General features: G+C 66.2%; 18 protein-coding genes and 5 tRNA genes. 4 read left to right on the top strand and 19 right to left on the bottom strand.

Features of this window, described 5'->3' with window-relative positions; translation table 11 throughout:
- Positions 1–93 precede the first annotated feature (93 nt).
- From rplL to ACTOWJ_RS16520, 19 genes are all read right to left on the bottom strand, one after another.
- Positions 94–465: a 50S ribosomal protein L7/L12 gene (gene rplL / locus ACTOWJ_RS16610; RefSeq protein ID WP_441335729.1), complete on the bottom strand. Its 372-nt coding sequence runs from the start codon at positions 463–465 to the stop codon at positions 94–96.
- Between the two features lie 71 nt (positions 466–536).
- On the bottom strand, positions 537–1070 hold the full coding sequence (gene rplJ / locus ACTOWJ_RS16605) for a 50S ribosomal protein L10 (protein ID WP_441335728.1): 534 nt from the start codon (positions 1068–1070) through the stop codon (positions 537–539).
- Between the two features lie 641 nt (positions 1071–1711).
- Positions 1712–2410, bottom strand: a complete 699-nt coding sequence (rplA, locus tag ACTOWJ_RS16600; RefSeq protein WP_441335727.1) for a 50S ribosomal protein L1 — start codon at positions 2408–2410, stop codon at positions 1712–1714.
- A 3-nt stretch (positions 2411–2413) separates the two neighbouring features.
- Complete coding sequence (gene rplK / locus ACTOWJ_RS16595; RefSeq protein WP_115857090.1) at positions 2414–2842, bottom strand: 50S ribosomal protein L11; 429 nt, start codon at positions 2840–2842, stop codon at positions 2414–2416.
- Between the two features lie 230 nt (positions 2843–3072).
- Positions 3073–3648, bottom strand: coding sequence for a transcription termination/antitermination protein NusG (gene nusG / locus ACTOWJ_RS16590; protein ID WP_441335726.1), 576 nt, complete (start codon positions 3646–3648; stop codon positions 3073–3075).
- Positions 3649–3661: 13 nt separating this feature from the next.
- The gene (gene secE / locus ACTOWJ_RS16585; RefSeq protein WP_441335725.1) at positions 3662–4036 is read right to left on the bottom strand and encodes a preprotein translocase subunit SecE; all 375 of its coding nucleotides are present in this window, start codon (positions 4034–4036) and stop codon (positions 3662–3664) included.
- A 96-nt stretch (positions 4037–4132) separates the two neighbouring features.
- Positions 4133–4208 (bottom strand) — tRNA-Trp (locus ACTOWJ_RS16580).
- A gap of 275 nt (positions 4209–4483) precedes the next feature.
- Positions 4484–5674, bottom strand: coding sequence for an elongation factor Tu (gene tuf / locus ACTOWJ_RS16575; protein ID WP_441335724.1), 1191 nt, complete (start codon positions 5672–5674; stop codon positions 4484–4486).
- Positions 5675–5744: 70 nt separating this feature from the next.
- Positions 5745–5820: transfer RNA gene (locus tag ACTOWJ_RS16570), tRNA-Thr, on the bottom strand.
- A 60-nt stretch (positions 5821–5880) separates the two neighbouring features.
- A tRNA-Gly gene (locus ACTOWJ_RS16565) sits at positions 5881–5954 on the bottom strand.
- Between the two features lie 157 nt (positions 5955–6111).
- Positions 6112–6197 (bottom strand) — tRNA-Tyr (locus tag ACTOWJ_RS16560).
- A 126-nt stretch (positions 6198–6323) separates the two neighbouring features.
- Positions 6324–7415, bottom strand: coding sequence for a redox-regulated ATPase YchF (ychF, locus tag ACTOWJ_RS16555; RefSeq protein ID WP_441335723.1), 1092 nt, complete (start codon positions 7413–7415; stop codon positions 6324–6326).
- Between the two features lie 77 nt (positions 7416–7492).
- Positions 7493–8074, bottom strand: coding sequence for an aminoacyl-tRNA hydrolase (pth, locus tag ACTOWJ_RS16550; protein ID WP_441335722.1), 582 nt, complete (start codon positions 8072–8074; stop codon positions 7493–7495).
- A 59-nt stretch (positions 8075–8133) separates the two neighbouring features.
- On the bottom strand, positions 8134–8793 hold the full coding sequence (locus ACTOWJ_RS16545; protein WP_441335721.1) for a 50S ribosomal protein L25/general stress protein Ctc: 660 nt from the start codon (positions 8791–8793) through the stop codon (positions 8134–8136).
- Positions 8794–8913: 120 nt separating this feature from the next.
- Complete coding sequence (locus ACTOWJ_RS16540) at positions 8914–9873, bottom strand: ribose-phosphate diphosphokinase (RefSeq protein ID WP_441335720.1); 960 nt, start codon at positions 9871–9873, stop codon at positions 8914–8916.
- 112 nt (positions 9874–9985) lie between these two features.
- A tRNA-Gln gene (locus ACTOWJ_RS16535) sits at positions 9986–10062 on the bottom strand.
- A gap of 13 nt (positions 10063–10075) precedes the next feature.
- On the bottom strand, positions 10076–10948 hold the full coding sequence (gene ispE / locus ACTOWJ_RS16530) for a 4-(cytidine 5'-diphospho)-2-C-methyl-D-erythritol kinase (protein ID WP_441335719.1): 873 nt from the start codon (positions 10946–10948) through the stop codon (positions 10076–10078).
- A gap of 22 nt (positions 10949–10970) precedes the next feature.
- The gene (lolB, locus tag ACTOWJ_RS16525) at positions 10971–12047 is read right to left on the bottom strand and encodes a lipoprotein insertase outer membrane protein LolB (RefSeq protein WP_441335718.1); all 1077 of its coding nucleotides are present in this window, start codon (positions 12045–12047) and stop codon (positions 10971–10973) included.
- Positions 12044–13738 (bottom strand): tetratricopeptide repeat protein, encoded by a 1695-nt coding sequence (locus tag ACTOWJ_RS16520; protein ID WP_441335794.1) that lies wholly within the window; start codon positions 13736–13738, stop codon positions 12044–12046. Before ACTOWJ_RS16520 ends, lolB begins: the two co-directional genes overlap by 4 nt.
- A 294-nt stretch (positions 13739–14032) precedes the next feature.
- Between ACTOWJ_RS16520 and hemA the strand changes: the two genes are divergently transcribed.
- From hemA to ACTOWJ_RS16500, 4 genes are all read left to right on the top strand, one after another.
- On the top strand, positions 14033–15343 hold the full coding sequence (hemA, locus tag ACTOWJ_RS16515) for a glutamyl-tRNA reductase (protein WP_441335717.1): 1311 nt from the start codon (positions 14033–14035) through the stop codon (positions 15341–15343).
- Positions 15344–15420: 77 nt separating this feature from the next.
- Complete coding sequence (prfA, locus tag ACTOWJ_RS16510; protein WP_441335716.1) at positions 15421–16503, top strand: peptide chain release factor 1; 1083 nt, start codon at positions 15421–15423, stop codon at positions 16501–16503.
- A 216-nt stretch (positions 16504–16719) separates the two neighbouring features.
- Positions 16720–17178 (top strand): GNAT family N-acetyltransferase, encoded by a 459-nt coding sequence (locus ACTOWJ_RS16505; protein WP_441335715.1) that lies wholly within the window; start codon positions 16720–16722, stop codon positions 17176–17178.
- A 94-nt stretch (positions 17179–17272) separates the two neighbouring features.
- Positions 17273–19030, top strand: coding sequence for an O-linked N-acetylglucosamine transferase, SPINDLY family protein (locus ACTOWJ_RS16500; RefSeq protein WP_441335793.1), 1758 nt, complete (start codon positions 17273–17275; stop codon positions 19028–19030).
- Positions 19031–19032: the final 2 nt, after the last annotated feature.

Genomic DNA, 19032 nt, shown 5'->3' with positions numbered 1-19032 from the left:
CGAATCGCCGATCTCGTGGAACGGCCAAAGGCCGGGGACTTTCGTCCCCAGCCTTGGGTGGTCGCCAAGAAAAAACGGCGACGCAAGTACGGCTTACTTGACTTCGACGGTCGCACCAGCGGCTTCGAGGTCCTTCTTGAACTTCTCGGAATCGGCCTTGTTGACCGCTTCCTTGACAGTCTGCGGAGCGCCTTCGACCAGGTCCTTGGCTTCCTTCAGACCCAGGCCGGTGATGGCGCGGACGGCCTTGATCACTTCGACCTTCTTGTCGCCGGCGGCCTTCAGGATGACGTTGAACTCGGTCTGCTCTTCGACCACGACAACTTCGGCCGGGCCAGCATTGCCGGAAACCGGAGCAGCGGCGGAGACGCCGAACTTCTCTTCGATCGCGCGGACGAGTTCCATGACTTCCATCAGGCTCTTTTCGGCGATGGCTTCGACGATTTGTTCGTTGGAAAGGGACATTTGAATAACCTCAGGAAATATTGATCTTACGAATCGGGTTCAGTGAAGCGGTCGCGAATGCGGATCGGCGATTACGCCGGTTCCGCTTCGGCCGGAGCTTCGACGGCGACTTCGCCACCGCCCTGCTTGTCGGCCACGGCCTTGACGGCGCGGGCGAACATGGCGGCGGGCTCGGACAGGACGCGGGCCAGCATGGCCAGGGCCTGATCGAGGGTCGGCAGCGAGGCGAGAACTTCGACGTGGCTGGCCGGATACACCTGACCACCCACGGCGACGACCTTGGCCTGCAGCTTGTCGTTGCCCTTGGCGAATTCCTTGATAAGACGACCGGCGGCGCCGGGTTCTTCGGTCGAGAACGCATACAGCAGCGGACCGACGAGCTTGTCTTGGACGCACTCGTATTCGGTACCGGCAACGGCACGGGAAGCCAGGGTGTTCTTGACAACGCGCAAGTACACACCGGTTTCACGAGCCTTCTTGCGCATCGCGGTCAGTTGAGCAACCGTGAGGCCAGCGTACTCGGCGGCAATCAAGGAGTGAGCCTTCGCAGCGACTTCTGCCAGTTCGGCGACTACTTCTTGCTTCTGAGACAGATTAAGAGCCATTGCACTCCTCCAAGGCCGAGATTCGGGATTCGGGATTCGGGATTCGTAAAGCGGCTTTCGCCTGACTCAACCGATCCTTGATACCGAACGTCCAATCCCGGCACTATTAACTCCGCTTACGGCTCCTGCCGCTTGCGGTCCTGGGCGGCGACCGTCCTTGGCGCCGGGGATGCCGGAGGCATCCCGGGTGGTGGCCTTTCCTGAAGCTTCATTACTGAGTTCAGTCGGGGCGGCACCATCTGCGCGGGCCCGACTCCGAAGAGTCGAATTAAGCGATCTCGCTTGCACCGACGGCGACTCCTTGCCGTATCGAGCTTCCGTGCCCGTCGTCGGTACGCGCTGACCGCGCCTGCGGTCTTTGACGGCTATCGCTTCGGGACGGTGCCCTAGGCGATGCCCTCAAAAATTTGGCTTGCGGAAGATCTAACTTCCGCCGGCCTCTGTTTCTTGGTTCGAGCCGTAAAGCCAAAACCGAAAATCCATCGCTACCGCTTTTCGCCCCGGCCATCGCGCACGGCGCGATGGCGTTCGGTGACACGCGACATGCGCTTCAACGCATGTCGCAAGCGGTGTCACCTCACCCCTGCTTTCGCGGGGATGACGATCTGACAAAGCCGCGCGCATGCGCGCGGGTCAGATCGTCACTTCAACGTCAGCGAGGTCTGATCGACGATCACGCCCGGACCCATGGTCGAGCTGATCGAAATCTTCTGCAGGTATTGACCCTTGGCGGTCGACGGCTTGGCCTTGATCAGGTCGAGCAGCAGCGCCTGCAGGTTGTCCTTCAGCGAGCCGTCTTCGAAGGAGACCTTGCCGATGGTGCAGTGGATGATGCCGCCCTTGTCGGTGCGGTAACGCACCTGGCCGCCCTTGGCGTTCTTGACCGCTTCGGCCGGATTGGCCGAGACCGTGCCGACCTTCGGGTTCGGCATCAGGCCGCGCGGGCCCAGCACCTGACCGAGCTTACCGACGACGCGCATGGCGTCCGGGGTGGCGATGACGACGTCGTAGTTCAGATCGCCGGCCTGCATCTTCTCGGCCAGATCGTCCATGCCCACGGCCTCGGCGCCCGCGGCCAGAGCCTCGTCGGCCTTGGCGCCGGCGGGGGCGAACACCGCCACGCGCACCGACTTGCCGGTACCGGCCGGGAGCACGGTCGAACCGCGCACCTGCTGGTCGGACTTCTTCGCGTCGACGCCCAGACGGACGGAAACGTCCACGGACTCGACGAACTTGGCCTTGGTGGCGGTCTTGACGATCTTGACGGCTTCGTCGAAGGAGTAAGCCTTGCCCGGAACGACGGCGGCCTGAATTGCTTTTTCGCGCTTAGTGATCGCCATGTCTTAGCCCTCCACCACGAGACCCATGCTGCGAGCGGAGCCCGCAATCGTCTTCACCGCCGCGTCCAGATCGGCCGCGGTCAGATCGGCTTCCTTCGCCTTGGCGATGTCTTCGAGCTGCTTGCGGGTGACCTTGCCCACCTTCTCGGTGTTCGGGCGCTTGGAGCCGGAGCTGATGCCCGCGGCCTTCTTCAGCAGCACCGAAGCCGGGGTCGACTTGGTCACGAAGGTGAAGGTACGGTCCGAGTAGGCCGTGATGATGACCGGGGTCGGCAGACCCGGCTCGAGCTTGGAGGTCGCGGCGTTGAACGCCTTGCAGAACTCCATGATGTTCAGGCCGCGCTGACCCAGCGCAGGACCGACCGGCGGCGAGGGGTTGGCCTGACCGGCCTTGACCTGCAGCTTGATGTAGCCGACTACTTTCTTTGCCATGGTGGTTTCTCTCCGGGTGCTAGCGCCTTGACCGCAGGCTCCCCATCGGGCCGGAAATCGCGCGTTCCGGCATCGCGTTTTCTGTTGCGCAGACAGCCGCCCCGGGGTGACGAAGGGGGCGGCTGAACGGGCGCAGCCCGCCGCACAAAGGCAGCGAGCCGCACACTATATCAGGTTTTTCGGACTTTGCAGCCCGCAGGCGCGGGGCCGGCCGGGCCGGGCCCGCAGGCTCAGGTGGCCTTTTCGACCTGCCCGAACTCCAGCTCGACCGGGGTCGAACGGCCGAAGATCAGCACGGCTACGCGCAGACGGCTCTTGTCGTAGTTGATTTCTTCGACCACGCCGTTGAAATCCACGAACGGACCATCGACCACGCGGACCATCTCGCCCGGCTCGAACAACACCTTCGGACGCGGCTTTTCGACGCCTTCCTGAACGCGCTGCAGGATCCGGTCGGCTTCGACGTCCTGGATCGGCAGCGGACGATCGGCGGTGCCGCCGATGAAACCCATGACCTTCGGGGTTTCCTTGATCAGATGCCAGCTCTCGCTGTCGATGCGCGGAATGCCGGCTTCGTCGTGCGTGGATATCTGAACCAGGACGTAGCCCGGGAAGAACTTGCGTTCGGAACGGCGCTTCTGGCCGGACCGCATTTCCACGACCTCTTCGGTCGGGACCAGGACTTCGCCGAAGCGGTCCTGCATTTCGAAACGGACGATGCGGTCGCGCAGCGCCTGGGCCACGGACTTCTCGAAACCGGAGTAGGCGTGGACTACGTACCAACGCTTGTTGTCTTGCGTGTTCAAGTCGGTCGTCTCCTCAGCGCGACAGCAGGAATTTGACCGCGAGCTGGATCACCCAGTCGAAACCGGACAGGATCAGGCTCAGGATGGCCACTGCAATCATGACCACCCATGTGGTCTTGAGTGCTTCTTCACGGGTCGGCCAGACCACCTTGCGCAGTTCGAATCGGGATTCGGACAGGAACTCGCGGGTCTGGACGCCTTTGGCCGAGAACATGAACACGGCCGCGCCGGCCAACAGGCCTGCCACGACCGCGCCCGAACGCGCCGGGCCGCTCCAATTCTCGAACCAGAGGTAGGCGAACACACCGCCAGCCGCGAGCAGCAATGCCAGCGCGTACTTGACGATGTCACCGGCGCCGGATTTGTGTTGTTCGGCCTTGCTGTTCATTCTCGGAGCGATTCCCTCGCGAAAGCCCGCCCATCCCTGCGCGGCCCTTTCAATGCATTCCAGTCGCCGCGTCGTCCGACACGGCTCGGTATCGAGTGGCACGCCAGGAGGGACTCGAACCCCCAACCTGCGGTTTTGGAGACCGCTGCTCTGCCAATTGAGCTACTGGCGTACGTCTTGAAATCTTGTGATCCGGCTCGACGCCCTGTCGGGCTGACGGCCGGCCGATCATTGTGTTCGAAAACACGATGCTTTGAAACAACGAAGGCGGACCGGGTTGCCGGCCCGCCGTTCGCTTGGGCTTGCATTCATCGCCGATGGGCTGGGATAAACTTTCTTGCGTCCGCCTGAGACTTCGGGGGTTAGGCCTCGTCTCTGGATCCCCGCTTTCACGGGGATGATGAACTGACAAAGCCGTGCGCGCCTGGGGGCGCACGGGTCAGTTCATCACTTGATGATCTTCGCCACCACGCCCGCGCCGACGGTACGGCCGCCTTCGCGAATCGCGAAACGCAGGCCTTCGTCCATCGCCACCGGGTTGATCAGCGACACCACCATCTTCACGTTGTCGCCCGGCATCACCATCTCCACGCCCTCCGGCAGCTCGCAAGCGCCGGTGATGTCGGTCGTGCGGAAGTAAAACTGCGGACGGTAGCCCTTGAAGAACGGGGTGTGACGGCCGCCTTCGTCCTTCGACAGCACATACACTTCGGCTTCGAAGTCGGTGTGCGGCTTGATCGAACCGGGCTTGCACAGCACCTGGCCACGCTCCACGTCGTCACGCTTGGTGCCGCGCAGCAGCAGACCGGCGTTGTCGCCCGCCTGGCCCTGATCCAGCAGCTTGCGGAACATCTCCACGCCAGTAACAGTGGTCTTCTGGGTCGGACGGATACCGACGATTTCGATTTCGTCGCCCACCTTCACGATGCCGCGCTCGATACGACCGGTCACCACGGTGCCGCGGCCCGAAATCGAGAACACGTCTTCCACCGGCATCAGGAACGGCTTGTCGATCGCACGTTCCGGCTGCGGAATGAAGGTGTCCAGCGCTTCGACCAGACGCAGGATCGACGGCACGCCGATTTCGCTCTGATCGCCTTCCAGCGCCAGACGCGCCGAACCGTGGATGATCGGGGTGTCGTCGCCCGGGAACTCGTACTTGGTCAGCAGCTCGCGCACTTCCATCTCGACCAGCTCAAGCAGCTCGGCGTCGTCCACCATGTCGGCCTTGTTCAGGAACACGACGATGTACGGCACGCCGACCTGACGCGACAGCAGAATGTGCTCGCGCGTCTGCGGCATCGGGCCGTCAGCGGCCGAGCACACCAGAATCGCGCCGTCCATCTGCGCCGCACCGGTGATCATGTTCTTCACATAGTCCGCGTGGCCCGGGCAATCGACGTGCGCGTAGTGGCGATTCTTCGATTCGTATTCCACGTGCGCGGTCGAGATCGTGATGCCGCGCGCCTTCTCTTCCGGCGCCGCGTCGATCGCGTCGTATGCCTTGAACTCACCACCGAAAAGCTCTGCGCCCACCTTGGTCAGCGCTGCGGTCAACGTGGTCTTGCCATGGTCAACGTGACCGATGGTGCCGACGTTTACGTGCGGCTTGGTGCGCTCGAATTTACCCTTAGCCATGGCTGTCGCTTCTCGTGTGTGGTCTGTGCGTTGCGGTGGCTGTTGGTAAAGCAGCCGATACTGCGGAAAGTGGTGCTCACGAAAGGAATCGAACCTTCGACCTCCTCCTTACCAAGGAGGTGCTCTACCGACTGAGCTACGTGAGCGTGAAACTTGGTTCGTACCAGCAATGGGGCCGTTGCGAGCCGGTTTCAACGCAGACTCAATGGAGCGGGAGACGGGAATCGAACCCGCACCATCAGCTTGGAAGGCTGAGGTTCTACCGTTGAACTACTCCCGCGCCGCGTGTTGCCGTTACAGCGTTGGAACTTGCATCGAAACCCGTTGCCGAAACCCGCGCCAACCGATACCGCCGATCGTCGCGTCTTGCGTGGAGGCGTGAATGATGCCGCCACTTTGAAACCGATGAAACCCTTGAATCTGGTCCACCTTGAAACTGGTGGAGGGAGGTGGATTCGAACCACCGAAGGCGTAAGCCAGCAGATTTACAGTCTGCCCCCGTTGGCCGCTTGGGTATCCCTCCGAAAGAGCCCGTAATTCTGGCGTGCGATCTTCAGGAAGTCAACGAACTTTCATGCACAAATTTCGAAATCCTTTCCTGGGCCGACCGCGGAGACCGCCGACGCCCGGGACGGGCCGCGTAGTCTACTCAGACATTGAACCGGAAGTGCAAGACATCGCCCTCTTGGACGCGATATTCCTTGCCTTCCAGGCGCAGACGGCCGGCATCGCGGGCGCCGGACTCGCCTTTGTACTTGATGAAATCGTCGTAGGCGATGGTTTCGGCGCGGATGAAGCCCTTCTCGAAGTCGGTATGGATCACCGCCGCGGCCTGCGGCGCGGTCGATCCGGCCTTGACTGTCCAGGCGCGCACTTCCTTCACCCCGGCCGTGAAATAGGTCTGCAGGCCCAGCAACTCGTAGCCGGCGCGGATCAGGCGGTTGAGGCCCGGCTCGGCCAGGCCCAGGTCGGCCAGGAAGGTGTCGCGGTCCTCGTCCTCGAGTTGGCTGAGCTCTTCTTCGATCGCGGCCGAGACCGGCACCACCTGCGCGCCCTCGGTCGCGGCGCGGGCGCGCACGACGTCCAGGTGCGGATTGTTCTCGAAACCGTCCTCGAGCACGTTGGCCACGTACATGACCGGCTTGAGCGTCAGCAGGAACAGATCGCGCAGGGCGATCTTGTCGTCCTCGGACAGGTTCAGTGCACGCGCCGCCTTGCCGGCGTCCAGGCCCTCGCGCACGCGGCCGAGGACTTCCTTGCGCACGATCGCTTCCTTGTCGCCGGTCTTGGCCGAACGCTCGGCGCGCTGATAGGCCTTCTCGACGCTTTCCAGGTCGGCCAGGGCCAGCTCGGTATCGATGGTCTCGATATCGGCGATCGGATCGACCTTGTTGTTGACATGGATCACGTCCGGGTTTTCGAAGCAGCGCACCACATGGGTGATCGCATCGACTTCGCGGATATGCGCCAGGAACTTGTTGCCCAGGCCCTGCCCGCTCGCCGCGCCGGCGACCAGGCCGGCGATGTCGACGAACTCGACCGCGGTCGGGATCAGCTTCTGCGGCTTGACGATCTCAGCCAGCGCATTCAGACGCGGATCGGGCACCGGCACCGCGCCGACGTTCGGCTCGATCGTGCAGAACGGAAAGTTGGCCGCGGCGATGCCCGCCTTGGTCAGCGCGTTGAAGAGGGTCGACTTGCCGACATTGGGCAGGCCGACGATGCCGCATTTGATGCCCATGGATTGGATCCGAGATTCGTGATTCGGGATTCGGGATTCGAAGAGCGCTCGCTCTCCAAATCCCGAATCCCCAATCCCTAATCCCGACTGGTGTGCAACTGCGTCATCGCGTCCATGAAGTTGCCTTGCACCGCCAGCGGCATGACGTCGATCGCGTTGTCGATCGCGCGCAGGATCACCGCCTCGTCGTCCTTACCGGGCCGTCCGAGCACCCAGGGCGTGACTTTGTCCTTGTGGCCGGGATGGCCGATGCCCACGCGCAGGCGGTGGAATTTGCCGTGGCCGAGCAATTGAATGGTGTCGCGCAAGCCGTTCTGGCCGCCGTGGCCGCCATCGAACTTGAGCCGGGCCGTGCCGGGCGTCAGATCGAGTTCGTCGTGCGCCAGCAGCGCCTCTTCCGGCTCGATCTTCCAGTAGCGCAGTGCGGCGCCGACCGATTTCCCGGACAGATTCATGAACGTGGCCGGCTTGAGCAGCCATACCGGGCGGCCGCCGATCTCGATCTTCGAGGTCTCGCCGAACAGCTTGGATTCCAGGCCGAAACGCCCGCCGAACTTCTGGTTCAAAGCGTCCACAAACCAGAACCCGGCATTGTGCCGGGTCCGGGTGTATTCGGCGCCGGGGTTGCCCAGGCCGACGATCAGGCGCAGTCCCGCCATGACTCACGACAATCCGCAAACGCAGGCCGGCGCGCCCGTGCGGGCGCGCCGACAGGCGATTACTTCTTGTCTTCGTCCTTCTTGGTGACCTTCGCGGCCGGCACTTCGGCGGCCGGCGCTTCGACGACCGGCTCGGCCTCTTCCTTGCCGTGCTTGGCACTCACGACAGCGACGTCGTGTTCCTTGCCCAGCTTCAGCTCGGGGATCTCGACGCCATTGGGCAGCTTGATCTCAGACAGGTGGACGACGTCGCCGACGGCCAGGGCCGACAGGTCGATCTCGAGGAACTCCGGCAGGTCCTTCGGCAAGCAGCTGATTTCGACTTCGTTGAGCTCGTGGGTGACCACGACGTCGGCAGCCTTGCCGGCCGGCGACTTGTCTTCGTTGAGGAAGTGCAGCGGCACGGCGACGCGGATCGCCTGGTTGGCGTCAACGCGCTGGAAGTCCAGGTGCATGATGATCTGCTTGAACGGATGGCGCTGCATATCGCGCAGCAGGACCTGCTGCACTTGGCCGTCGAGTTCCAGATTCAGGATCGAGGAATAGAACCACTCGTGCTGGCTGGCCAACCAGATCTTCTCGTGCTCGAGCTGGATCGGCTGCGGAGCGGCGGTGCCGCCGTAAACGATGGCCGGGATGGTCGCGGCACGACGCAGGCGGCGGCTCGCACCCTTCCCCTCGACGTTGCGGCCAGTGGCCTTGATGTTGTGTTCGGACATGTTGGTGTACTCGTTAGGTCTTGCGTTGTGACCCCGCCTCGCGGCGGGAAGAACGCTCACCCGCGACCAGGTGAGCGGTGCGCGAAAACCGGCCGGAGCCGGTTGCCGCAGATTCGGTTGTCAGTCGACGTAGAGCGAACTGACCGATTCGCCGAAAGCAATGCGGCGAATCGTTTCGGCCAGCAGCTCGGCGACGCTGAGCTGACGGATACGGCCGGTGGCGCGGGCCACAGCGGTCAGCGGAATGGTGTCGGTCACCACCAGCTCGTCCAACTGCGACTTCATTACATTGTCGATCGCCGCGCCCGACAGCACCGGATGGGTGCAGTAGGCGACGACTTTCTGCGCGCCCTGCGCCTTCAGCGCCGCCGCGGCGGCGCACAGGGTGCCGGCGGTGTCGACGATGTCGTCGACCAGCACGCAGGTCTTGCCCGACACGTCGCCGATGATGTTCATCACCGTGGCGACGTTGGCGCGCGGGCGGCGCTTGTCGATGATCGCCAGCTCCGCGTCGTCCAGCCGCTTGGCGATCGCGCGAGCGCGCACCACACCGCCGACGTCCGGAGACACGACGATCAGATTGTCCGTGCCGTGCGCGCGCCAGATGTCGGCGAGCAGCAGCGGCGAGGCGTAGACGTTGTCGACCGGGATGTCGAAAAAGCCCTGGATCTGATCCGCGTGCAGATCGACCGTGAGCACCCGATCGGCGCCGACCGCACTGAACATCTTGGCCGCGACCTTGGCGGTGATCGGCACGCGCGAGGAGCGCGGGCGACGATCCTGGCGGGCGTAGCCGAAGTAAGGCACCACCGCGGTCACGTTGGCCACCGAGGCGCGCTTGAGCGCATCGATCAGCACCAGCAATTCCATGAAATTCTCGGCCGTCGGCGCGTTCGTCGGCTGAATGACGAACACTTCCTGCCGACGCACGTTCTCTTCGATCTCGACCTGCACTTCGCCGTCGGAGAAGCGCCCGACGAGGGCCTTACCGAGCCGGATGCCGAGTTCCTTGCACACCGCCTCGGCGAGAGGACGGTTGGCGTTGCCGCTGAAAACCAGCAGATTGCGATCGTTTTGCACTTTAGTTTTACTCCGCTTCGCTCTGACCGGGCGGCTCGGGAATGGGGAATCGAGAATCCGGAATCGCCGTGACGTTTCCGGATTCTCCATTCCCTACTCCCGCAACAACTGATGGCAGGGGCGGTAGGATTCGAACCTACGAATGCCAGGATCAAAACCTGGTGCCTTGGGCCTCTTGGCGACGCCCCTGCAGTAAACCAGTTCAGCTTTTCTTTGCTTCAAGCGCGGCGTGCAGCGGGGAACGCTTTGCGCCAGCGGCCGTCCAGGCCCGAAGGCTTGAAGGCAGTTCCGACAACGCTGCTTGCGCGGATTCGCGCGTGGCGAACTCGACGAAACACCCGCTGCCCGAGCCGGTCAGGCGTGGCGAACCGATCCGCGACAACGCGGCGAAAGCAGCCTCGACGGCGGCTTCGCGCTGACGCAGCACCGGCTCGAACGCATTCCCGAGCGGCTTACCCGAAACGAAGTCCGATATTGTCGCGGGCGCAGCATCCCGCGTCAATTCGGAAGATTGAAACAAGGCGGCGGTCGGCGCGTGGACGCCGGGGTCGGCCAGCACGTACCAGGCCGGCGGCAGCTCGATCGGTTGCAGCGCTTCACCGACGCCCTCGGCCCAGGCATTGTCGCCACACACGAAAACCGGCACGTCGGCGCCCAGGCGCAATCCCAGCTCGGCCAGACGCTCGACGTCGAAATCCACGCTCCACAAGGCATTCAAAGCAACCAGAACGGTGGCCGCGTCGGACGAGCCACCGCCGAAGCCGCCACCGGCCGGAATGCGCTTTTCGATGACGATGTCCGCTCCTTGACTACAATTAGCCTCTTTTTGCAGCAAAATCGCAGCCCGCACGGTCAGATCGTCCTGCTCGGCGACGCCTGCCACCGAGCCGCCGTGGCGGACCACCCGGCCATCGGCACGCGGGCGCAGCCGGATCGTGTCTCCCCAGTCGAGGAGACGGAAGACGGTCTGCAGCAGGTGGTAGCCGTCGGCGCGACGGCCGGTGATGCGCAGGAACAGATTCAGCTTGGCCGGGGCGGGCCAGAGCGACCAGACAGGATCGGTGGGGTCTTGCATAAGTAAGTCCAGCGGCGACCGGCTAGCGGGAAATGGCGGCCGAATCGTTTCCGTTCGCCGGCAAATACCGCAGATACCGCAGGTACTCGCGCAAGGCGGCATTGTAGGCGCCCGCATAGGCCTCGGCGCGTTCCCATAACGCCGGCTCATCGATGTAGTCGGTGTCGGTCCCGTCGAGCATCCGCACTTGCTGCCGGTCGGACTGCTCGAAGCGTGTGCTGGTACGAGCGCTGCGCCAACGCACCTCGCCCCAGGCCGGCGCGCGGATCATGCCCCAGCCGGTACCCAGGCCCACCGGACGTCGCTCGCCGCGGGCGAAGTTCGCGCGCATGTCGGCGGCCGGATTGTCCAGATTCAATGCCAGTAACTGCTGGCGCAGCGGATGCGAGATCGGGCCCGGGAGCAACACCGCCGCGCTGGGTTCGGCCTTGCCCGGGGCGGCCTCGGTCGCCTCGCCCTTCCACTCGTCCACGATCAACCGCACCTGCGCCTTGGCGCGGCGCGCGTCCAGCCGCGACGGCAGATCGCCGCTGGCCGGCCATTGGTAAACGATGTTCCAGCCGTCCTGCTCGATCGACAGCGGACGCCCGTCCGGGCCGGGGACGATCCGGGCTTCGGCCAAGCTCTGCGCCGGCAAACCATGCAGCCAATCGCCCAGCGCCGCGACCGGGATGTCCCAGCCGGTGGTTTCCAGCAGCAACTGGCCGGCATCGGCACCTTCGCGCGGCCCGCCTTCCAGCCCTTCCAGGCGGGCGCCGTCGGCGGCGGCGCTCAGACGCCAGCTCTGGCGGGTGACCGGCGCGCTGAGCGCGACGTCGTAACGTTCGCCGCGCTGGCTCCATTCGATCCGACCGCTGCCGCCCTTGCCGGCGTTGGATACGGCGATGCGGCCGGTCAACGACCACTCGCCCCGGGCGCGCACCCGCGTCGTGCGCGCGGCTTCGCGTTCGATCGCATCGGCGGCGGGCACGACACTACCGGCCGGCACCTGCTTGATGCCGGGCCCGGCGCAGGCGCCGAGCAGCGCGATCAGCGACGCGGCGGCGAACAGCTTGGCCGCTCGCGGATATCGCGCCGTTCCCTGCATCGCCGCACTCACAAACCGTACTTCTTCAGCGCGCGCACCAGCGAGCGGTTGTCCGCGTCGATCTTGCGCGCCTGCTCGAAGTATTTGCGCGCCTCGTCCTTGCGGCCGGTTTCCCACAGCAGTTCGGCCAGATGCGCGGCGATCTCGGCGTCCTTCTGCATGGTCAGCGCGCGGCGCAGTTCGGTTTCCGCTTCCTTGGTCCGGCCCAGGCGATAGAGCACCCAGCCGTAGCTGTCGATGATCGCCGAGTTGTCGGGCTCGGCGGCGCGCGCGCGTTCGATCAGCTCCAACGCTTCCTGATAGCGGGTGGTGCGGTCGGCCAGGGTGTAGCCCAGCGCGTTGAGCGCGGCGACGCTGTCGGGTTCGGCGACCAGGATGCGACGGAAATCGGCTTCGGCGCGGGCGACGTCGTCGCGGCGCTCCCAGCTCAGCGCGCGCGCGTAGAGCAGCTCGGGCTCGTCCGGGAACGCAGCCAAGCCGCTGGCGAACGCGTCGTTTTCGCCGGCGACGTTTTTGTCTTCCGAGTGCAGATTGGCTTCCAGAATGTAGGCGTCGCGGCGAGCGTCGTCCTCGGCCGAGGCGTCAGACTGCATCGCGCGCAAGCTGGCGTAAGCCTCGTCGGAACGCTTGAGCTTATGCAGCACGTTGGCCGCGCGCAGACGCGCGACCGAACGCTGCGAACCGCCAGGCACGCCCTGATACCAGCTCAGCGCTTCGTCGAAGCGCTCCAGGAACTCGGCCAACTGGCCCAACAGCAGGCGCCGCGCCGGATCGGGCTTGGCCGCGTCGGCGCGCAGTTCGTCGTAGAGCCGGGTCAGGGTCGGCTTGTCCTCGGCGCGGGCCAGGTAGGACGCGCGCAGCGCATAGGTCTGCTCGTCCTGCGGCCCGTGCGCCAGCACCTGCGCGACCTTGCCGTAATCGTTGAGGCCTTCGTACTGCTCGGCGATCAGCGCGCGCAGGTTGTTGTCGGTATCGGCCAGCGGCACCAGGGTGGCGAGCAACTCGGCCGCCTCCTCGGCCTTGCCGTCCTCGCGCAGCTGACTGACCCGCAGCAGCGCCACGCGCGGCTCGCCGGGGAAGCGGCGAACCACTTCCTCGACGATGCGTTCGGTCAGCTTGGGCTGGTCGAGCCGCTGCGACAGGCCGCCGAAGGCGACCCAGGCCATCAGATTGCGCTGCGGCATCTTGCCGCCGTCGATGATCTTCTCCAGCACCCGCGCCGCCTGCTTCTGGTCCTTGGCGCCGGCGGTCAGCACACCCAGCGCCTGGCGCCAACCGGCGTCGGGGTCGTCGGCCATCAGCAGATTGAGCTGGCGCAGCGCGGCGCGCTCGTCGCCGCGGCGCAGCGACAAGGTGGCATCGGCCGCGGCGAGCGAGTTGCCCTTGCCGCCGAGCTTGCGCCACAGCGCCAGCGCGTCGGCCGCGGCCGCGTCCTGCTTGGCGACCAGGGCGATGGTGGTGGCGCGTTCGGCCAGGACCGCGTCGTTGGCCGCGCGCGCGGCCTTGAGGTAGGCGGCGGAGGCGTCGTTCAACTTGCCCGACTGCAGCGCGAACTCGCCGGTCAGCAGCGACTCCAGCGAAGCGCCGGTGGGGTCCTTGCCGGCCTGGGCGCGGATGGTCGCGGCGGTGGCCGCCAGGTCGGCGGCGGTGGGCGGGTTCAGCGAGGCGGTCGCCGCGGTCGCGCTCGAGCCCCAAACCGCCAGGGCGAGCGCCAAAACCGCCGCTTTCCGGGACAGGCGCGGCGGCCGTGTCGGGACCTGCGCCGGGGCCCGGCGATCGTCTTCAGTTCTGTCTATTGGACCGATCGAGCAAATCGAATCGTAGAGAACCACGTGAGGACCAGTTGGGCCGGTAGAATGGCGGCCTTCAGCAGCCCGCAGCTTATCGCAAGCACCTGAACCGATGTCCCGCGCCGCACGCCGCCCGATGAAACTTTTTCGCTTCACCGCGACGACGGCCGGCCGCGCCTATTGCCCAGGATCGATCCGCCTGCGCCCATGAGCTTGTTCGTCCTCGGCATCAACCATCAAACCGCGCCGGTGAGCCTGCGCGAGCGGGTCGCGTTTTCCGGCGATGCGGTGCCGGCCGCGCTCGACGCGCTGCGCGCGCTGGCGCCGGTGCGCGAGGTGGCGCTGCTGTCGACCTGCAACCGCACCGAGCTGTACGCGGTGGCCGACGACGACGGCCGCGCCCTGGCCGATTGGCTGGCCACCCATCCCGACGATACCGGCGATCTGCACGCGTATCTGTATCGCCATCGCGATGCCGAAGCCGTGCGCCATTTGTTCCGTGTGGCCACCGGTCTGGATTCGCTGGTGCTCGGCGAGCCGCAGATCCTCGGCCAGGTCAAGGACGCCTGGGCCACCGCGCGCGGCGCCGGCACCTTGGGCAGTCAGCTCGACCGGCTGTTCCAGCAAGCCTTCTCCACCGCCAAGCGCGCGCGCACCGACACCCGCATCGGCGCCAATCCGGTGTCGGTGGCCTCGGCCGCGGTGCGATTGGCTCAGGAGTCGTTCGCGCGCCTGGAAGATTCCACCGTGCTCTTGGTCGGCGCGGGCGAAACCGTGGAACTGGCGGCGCGACACCTGGTGCAGGCCAAGGCCAAGCGTCTGCTGATCGCCAACCGCACCCTCGCCCACGCGCAGGATCTGGCCACCCGCCACGGCGGCGTGGCGCTGCCGTTGAGCGAACTCGACCGCCATCTGGGCGAAGCCGACATCGTGTTGTCGGCCACCGCCAGCCGCGAACCGATCCTGCACCGGCCGCAAGTCGCCGCCGCGCTGGCCACGCGCAAGCACCGGCCGATGCTGCTGCTGGATCTGGCCGTGCCGCGCGACATCGCTGCGGACGTGGCCGATCTGAAGGACGTGTTTCTGTACACCGTGGACGATCTGGAACGGGCGATCGAAGACAACCGCCGCAGCCGCCGCGAGGCGGCGACCGAGGCCGAGGCGATCGTCGAACTGCAAGTCGCGCGCTTCGTCGAAACCCTGGCCGCGAGCACCCGCACCGCGCCGATCAAGCGCCTGCGCGATCACGGCGAAGCCGCGCGCGAAGAAGTGCTGGCCAAGGCCCGCGCCCAACTCGGCGCCGGACAGGATCCGTCCGAAGTGCTCAACTTCCTCGCCCACACCCTGACCAACCGCCTGCTGCACGCACCGACCATCGCCCTGCGCGAGGCGGCGCTGACCGGCAATCCGGAATTGGCTCGGGCGGCGGACAAGTTGTTTCCGGCGATGAAGCCGGGATTGGGGAATGGGGAACAGGGAATGGAAAGGGCGGGCTCGGATTCCGACGACGAAGCTTAGCGATCCCGACCGATCGCAAAACGCCGTCGCTCTATCCATTCCCTGCTCCCTCCATTCCCCATTCCCGGCTTCAAATCATGTCCCCTTCCCTGCGCCGCAAACTCGAAGCCCTGGCCGAACGGCGCGAAGAACTCGAACGCCTGCTCGCCGATCCAGGCGTGATCGGCGACAACGACCGCTTCCGCAAACTCTCGCGCGAATTCGCCCAGCTCGAACCGGTCGCGGTGGCCCTGGCCGAGGAGGCGCGGGCCAAGGCCGATCTGCGCGCTGCCGAGGCGATGCGCGGCGATCCGGAACTGCGCGAGCTGGCCGACGAGGAAATCGCCGCCGCGCAGACGCGACTGGAACAGCTCGATATCGAACTGCTCGCGCACCTGATCCCGAAAGACTCGCGCGACGACGGCGATCTGTACCTGGAAGTCCGCGCCGGCACCGGCGGCGACGAAGCCGCGATCTTCGCTGGCGACTTGTTCCGCATGTACGCGCGCTACGCCGAGCGCCAGGGTTGGAAGGTCGAAATCGAATCGTCCAATGCCGGCGAGCACGGCGGCTACAAGGAAATCATCGCCCGGGTCGAAGGCCGCGGCGCCTATTCCAGGCTCAAGTTCGAATCCGGCACCCACCGTGTGCAGCGCGTGCCGGAAACCGAATCGCAAGGCCGCATCCACACCTCGGCGGCGACGGTGGCGATCATCGCGGTGGAGCCGGAAGGCGAGCCGATCGAAATCAATCCGGCCGACCTGAAGGTCGACACCTTCCGTTCCTCCGGCGCGGGCGGACAGCACGTCAACAAGACCGAATCGGCGATCCGCATCACCCACATTCCCAGCGGCGTGGTGGTCGAGAACCAGACCGAACGCAGCCAGCACGCCAATCGCGACAAGGCGCTCAAGCGCCTGCAGGCGATGCTGGCCGACGCCGCCGCGGCCAAGGCGGCGGCCGCGCAGGCCCAGGACCGGCGCCTGCAGGTCGGCAGCGGCGATCGCAGCCAACGTATCCGCACCTACAATTTTCCGCAGGGCCGGATCACCGATCACCGGGTCGAGGGACTGACCCTGTACGACCTGCCGAACATCGTCGCCGGCGATCTGGACGGTTTGATCGGGCGTTTGATTCACGAGCATCAGGCCGATGAACTGGCGCGGTTGTCGGCCGCCTGAGCCCGCCGCGAGCTTGTAGGAGCGGCGCAAGCCGCGACCGCGAATTCTCGACCACGACGCCTGTTGGCGGCGACGCCGCTGCCGCGAGTTCGCGGTCGCGGCTCGCGCCGCTCCTACAACCGGCTTGCGGGTCCGCAGCCGATCCGCAATCGCCAGTCATGACGCTGCCCGGCGCGAGCGGCCATAATCGGTCGTCCCCCGCCGGATCGCCCACGCATGAGCCTCACCGTCCGCCGCGCCAGTCCCGCCGATCTGGACCTGATCGCGCCGCTGTTCGATCGCTACCGGCATTTCTACACCCAACGCGACGACGCCGCGGTCTCGCGCGCCTTCATCGGCGAGCGCCTGCAACGCGGCGACTCGGTGCTGCTGCTGGCGGCGCTGGACGGTGCCGACGGCGCCGGCTTCACTCAGTTGTACCCGACCTTCTCCTCGGTACGCGCGGCGCGGGTATGGGTGCTCAACGATCTGTTCGTGGACCCGGCCGCTCGCCGGCGCGGCGTCGCCCACGCCTTGTTGGCGGCCGCGGTGGAGTTCGCCCGCGTCGACGGCGCAGCGCGGCTGGAGTTGGAAACCGACCACGACAATCTCAGCGCGCAGGCGCTGTACGCCGCCGCCGGCTGGCGGCGCTTCGACGGCACCCAGCGCTACCACTTGCCGCTGACCGCGGTTTGACGCGCATGTCCGGCGCCGTCCCGCTGAAGCCCACGCTGCTGAAATCCACGTCTATGAAGTCCAGATGCCTGACGTCCATGTGCATGAAGTCCAGATGCATGCAGTTCGTACCGATGAAGTCCGCGTCGTGACCGACCCGCGCACGCAATTGCGCCAAGCCCTCGGCCGCAATCCCGGCGACGCGATGGCCTGGGTGATGCTGGCCGAACACGAGCTCGACGCCGGCGACGCGCAGGCCGGCGAAACCGCCTCGCGACGCGCCCTGCAACTGCGGCCGGGCCATCCCGAAGCGCTGGCGCGGCTAGGCCGCGCGCAATGGATGCAGGGCAAGCGCGAAGATGCGGTCGCCAGCCTGGGCGCGGCCGCGCGCGCGGCGCCGCGGCATCCGGGCATCGCGGTGTGGCTGGCGCACGCTTTGGAGGACGTCGGCGACGCCGAGGGCGCGCTGGAGGCCTACACCCACGCCTACACCCTGGCCCCGCGCGAACCGCAACTGGCCGCCTACCTGCTCAACTGGCGCCGTCGCTTGTGCGATTGGCGCGATCTGGACACGCTCTCGCGCCAGGTGCGCGAAGCGGTGGCGCGCGCGCAGGCGTCGGTGGAACCGTTCGCTTTCCTCAGCGAAGACGCCAGCGCCGCCGAGCAACGCCGTTGCGCGAGCCTGCGCGCGGCGGTGATCGCGCAGGCGGTGCGGCCGCTGCCGCCTGCGCCGCCCAAGGACGTCGCCGCGACCGTGCGCGCGGGTTTCCTGTCGAACGGTTTCGGTGCGCATCCCACCGGTCTGTTGACGGTCGCCTTGTTCGAGGCCATGTACCGCCGTGGCGGGATCGAGTTGCATCTGTTCGCGCTCAACCGCGACGACGACAGTCCGATCCGCCGGCGCCTGCAGGCCGCCGCCGATACCGTCCACGACGTGGCGATGCAGCCGCATGCGCAGGTCGCCGCGAGCATCCGTCGCGCCGGCATCGACGTATTGTTCGATCTGCGCGGCTGGGGCGGCGGCGGCACCCCGGAAGTGCTGGCGATGCGGCCGGCGCCGGTGCAGGTCAACTGGCTCGCCTACCCGGGCACTTCGGCCGCGCCGTGGATCGATTACGTGCTCGCCGATCGCTATGTGTTGCCCGAATCAATGCTCGCCGATTTCAGCGAAACGGTGGCCTGGCTGCCGCGCTGCTTCCAACCCTCCGACGTGACCCGGGAACTGCCGCCGGCACCGAGCCGCAGCGAATGCGGCCTGCCCGAGCGGGGCGTGGTGTTCTGCTGTTTCAACAACAGCTACAAACTCAACCCGCGCAGCGTCGCGCGCGCGCTGGAAGTGCTGCGCGCGGTGCCCGGCAGCGTGCTGTGGCTGCTGTCCGGCCCGGGCCGCGCCGATCAGCGTCTGCGCGATTTCGCCGCCCGTCGCGGCCTGGATCCGGCCCGGCTGGTGTTCATGCGCAAGCAACCCCACGCCGACTATCTGGCGCGGCTGCGCCACGCCGATTTGTTCCTCGACACCGATCCCTATAACGCGCATACCACCGCTTCGGACGCGCTGTGGGCCGGCTGCCCGGTGCTGACCCGTCCCGGCGCGACCTTCGCCGCGCGCGTGGCCGGCAGCCTCAATCACCACCTGGGCATGGACTCGATGAACGCCGCCGACGATGCGGCCTTCATCGCACGCGCGACCGCGCTGGGCAACGACCCACAGGCGCTGGCCGCGCTGCGCGCCGAACTGGCCGCGCGCCGCGCCGACAGCGGCCTGTTCGACATGGACGGCTTCGCGGTGGATTTCGCCGCGATGACCATCGCGATGGCGCGGCGGCAGCGCAAGGGCGAGGCGCCGGCCTTGCTGCAGGGGCCGGCGCGTTGAGC

The organism is Lysobacter sp. CA199 (assembly GCF_052078715.1).
Lineage (GTDB): Bacteria > Pseudomonadota > Gammaproteobacteria > Xanthomonadales > Xanthomonadaceae > Lysobacter.
The sequence above is the reverse complement of the archived record's forward strand: the minus strand, read 5'-3'. Positions and strand labels throughout refer to the sequence as shown.

Coding starts and splice junctions, on each gene's coding strand:
- rplL (WP_441335729.1), bottom strand. CDS start 465: ATGTCCCTTTCCAACGAACAAATCGTCGAAGCCATCGCCGAAAAGAGC.
- rplJ (WP_441335728.1), bottom strand. CDS start 1,070: ATGGCTCTTAATCTGTCTCAGAAGCAAGAAGTAGTCGCCGAACTGGCA.
- rplA (WP_441335727.1), bottom strand. CDS start 2,410: ATGGCGATCACTAAGCGCGAAAAAGCAATTCAGGCCGCCGTCGTTCCG.
- rplK (WP_115857090.1), bottom strand. CDS start 2,842: ATGGCAAAGAAAGTAGTCGGCTACATCAAGCTGCAGGTCAAGGCCGGT.
- secE (WP_441335725.1), bottom strand. CDS start 4,036: ATGAACAGCAAGGCCGAACAACACAAATCCGGCGCCGGTGACATCGTC.
- tuf (WP_441335724.1), bottom strand. CDS start 5,674: ATGGCTAAGGGTAAATTCGAGCGCACCAAGCCGCACGTAAACGTCGGC.
- ychF (WP_441335723.1), bottom strand. CDS start 7,415: ATGGGCATCAAATGCGGCATCGTCGGCCTGCCCAATGTCGGCAAGTCG.
- pth (WP_441335722.1), bottom strand. CDS start 8,074: ATGGCGGGACTGCGCCTGATCGTCGGCCTGGGCAACCCCGGCGCCGAA.
- ACTOWJ_RS16545 (WP_441335721.1), bottom strand. CDS start 8,793: ATGTCCGAACACAACATCAAGGCCACTGGCCGCAACGTCGAGGGGAAG.
- ispE (WP_441335719.1), bottom strand. CDS start 10,948: ATGCAAGACCCCACCGATCCTGTCTGGTCGCTCTGGCCCGCCCCGGCC.
- hemA (WP_441335717.1), top strand. CDS start 14,033: ATGAGCTTGTTCGTCCTCGGCATCAACCATCAAACCGCGCCGGTGAGC.
- prfA (WP_441335716.1), top strand. CDS start 15,421: ATGTCCCCTTCCCTGCGCCGCAAACTCGAAGCCCTGGCCGAACGGCGC.
- ACTOWJ_RS16505 (WP_441335715.1), top strand. CDS start 16,720: ATGAGCCTCACCGTCCGCCGCGCCAGTCCCGCCGATCTGGACCTGATC.
- ACTOWJ_RS16500 (WP_441335793.1), top strand. CDS start 17,273: ATGCATGCAGTTCGTACCGATGAAGTCCGCGTCGTGACCGACCCGCGC.